A 2,548-nucleotide genomic window follows, 5' to 3' on the forward strand; every position below is an offset into this window, starting at 1 on the left:
TCCTGTTCTTCGTCAGATAGCCCGCTATCTTCCTCATCACAGAAGCGAAAATGCCTCAAAAACTCATCCCAAATCATCGCACGATAAATTCAAAACAGCTTCTAAAAAATATTTTTCTCTGTATTCTCTCTGTGGCAAGTTCTTAATCCTTTTTTATCTGTGTAATCTGTGGTGAAAATCACATTACAGGTTTTCAATAAAGAAATTCGCTACGCGGTTCATCAGGTGTGTCCGGGTGTTTCCTCCTGATATGCCGTGGTTGCGGTTGGTATAGATTTGCATATCAAACTGGATGCCCGCCTGTACCAGCGCCTCGCTGTATTCGGCACAATTCTGATAATGCACGTTATCGTCTGCCGTACCGTGTATCAGAAGCAGGTTTCCGTGAAGCTTCGGTGCCCGGAGAATGGCAGAACCGGCACGGTATCCGTCGCCGTTCTCTTTCGGAGTGCGCATAAAGCGTTCGGTATATACCGTATCATAAAAATGCCAGTCGCTGGGAGCGGCTATTGCCACACCAGCCTTGAAGACCGGCGTACCTTCGCTCATTGACATCAATGTCGTATATCCTCCGTAGCTCCAGCCCCAGATTCCGATACGGTTGGCGTCTACATAAGGCAAGGTGCCGAGATAGCGTGCCGTTTCTACTTGGTCGTGCGATTCCTTTACACCGAGGAAAAGATACGTGCATTTCTCGAATGCAGCCCCTCGTCCGCCTGTACCGCGTCCGTCCACGCATACGCTGATGTAACCATGGTCTGCCATGTAGGCTTCGAACATGCCTCCGTCGCTAAAGCTTCCGATGCCCCATTCGTCTAACACCTGTTGCGAGCCGGGACCGCTGTACTGGTGCATGATGACCGGATACTTCTTGTTCGGGTCGAAGCCGGCAGGTTTCATCATCCAGCCGTTCAGCTCTACGCCTTCCGTAGTGCGGAAGGTGAAGAATTCTTTCTGGGGCATATTCAGGGTGGCAAGCTGCCCCTTCAGTTTACTATTATCAAGCAAGGTGGTCAGTTCCCGTCCCCGGTTGTCATTGATGGTAATGAGGGTCGGAGTGTCTTTGCTGGAGTATTTATTGATGTAATAAGTCAAGTTTGTATTGAAAATAGCGGTATTGGTCCCCGTCCGCGTGGAAAGCTTCGTTTTCTTTCCTTTGCGGTCTATTTTGTAAACGGCACTCCGGAGCGGGCTTTCCTCGTTGCTGGTGTAATAGAACACATCGTTCTTCTGGTCCCAGCCCAAGAAATCTTTTACTTCAAACTCGCCTTTGGTCACCTGGCGCACCAGATTTCCGCCGATTGTATATAAATAGAGGTGATTGTATCCGTCGCGCTCACTCATCAGCACAATGTTTTCGGGATAGAAGCGGATGTTGCTGTATGCCTGTTCCTTAACGTACTGCTCCGATTCGTCGCGGATGATGCTCTTGCAAATGGCACTCCGGGGATTTGCCATGTACACGTTGAACCGGTTTTGGTGGCGGTTCAAGGTCATAATGGCAAGTTTCTCAGGGTCTGACGTGAATTTAATGCGGGGAATATAACCGTCCGCATCAAGCGGAAGGTCCATTTTACGGGTCACATGGCTCTTGATATCGAAAGTATGTACGCTCACTTTCGAGTTCACTTCGCCGGCTTTGGGGTATTTATACGTATAAGTGCCGGGATATGTGGCATACTCCGTGCGTTCGGGCGCCATGCCTTTGTACCACGGGAAGCTGAACATCGGCACTTGGCTTTCATCAAAGCGGATGTAAGCAATCATCTTGCTATCGGCACTGAAGTCGAAAGCACGGTTAAAGCCGAACTCTTCCTCGTATACCCAATCGGGAATACCATTTAATACCTTATTATATTCTCCGTCCTTTGTTACTTGCGACTCGCTATTGCCGAAGAGCAATTTGACAAGGAAGATGTTATTGTCGCGTACAAAAGCGATTTGGAATCCGTCGGGCGAAAAGAGCGGTACTTGTTGTGGCCCGTTCTTCGAAAGCGGTTCTATGGTATTGTTCCTTATATTATAAATGTAATATTCTGCCGTGAACGAACGGCGGTAGATAGGCTTTGTCTCGGTCTGGATGAGAATCAGCTTTTCATCGGGCGACATGATGTAATCATCAAACGACTTGATGGGGCAATCGCGCGCGGTTTCCACATCGAATATGCTTTCCACTTCTTTTCCGGTTTTAAACGAATACTTCACAATCCGTTTCCGGTCGGCACTGATTTGTGTGTAATGCTCACCGTCCAGCATCGGCTTGATGCCATAAATGTTTTGGGGGCGGTATGTTCCGTTAGCCACGTCTTGCAGCGTTACCTTCTGCTGTGCGAATGCACATACGAACGCCACGAGCAGGCAGCTTAATGCAAGTAGTCTTTTCATTGTAGTTGATAGTTTATATGGTTGTAATATCGGCAAAGGTATGAAAAAATACTTAGAAGCTGTTTTGAATTTCTCCAAAAAGTTTTTCTTGGCTTGATGTATCTGTTTTCGTGTGTGCTTTGGGCGATTTTTTGGTTCTTTTCGCTCCTGTTCTTCGTCAGAT

At 47.7% G+C, this 2,548-nt stretch carries 1 protein-coding gene; it reads right to left on the bottom strand.

The genetic code is table 11. The features are described from left to right. Positions 1-183 precede the first annotated feature (183 nt). Complete coding sequence (locus B5F78_RS16345; protein WP_087407242.1) at positions 184-2,385, bottom strand: S9 family peptidase; 2,202 nt, start codon at positions 2,383-2,385, stop codon at positions 184-186. Positions 2,386-2,548 lie beyond the last annotated feature (163 nt).

The sequence above is a fragment of the Bacteroides sp. An279 genome (assembly GCF_002159615.1).
Classification (GTDB): domain Bacteria; phylum Bacteroidota; class Bacteroidia; order Bacteroidales; family Bacteroidaceae; genus Phocaeicola; species Phocaeicola intestinalis.

Coding starts and splice junctions, on each gene's coding strand:
- B5F78_RS16345 (WP_087407242.1), bottom strand. CDS start 2,385: ATGAAAAGACTACTTGCATTAAGCTGCCTGCTCGTGGCGTTCGTATGT.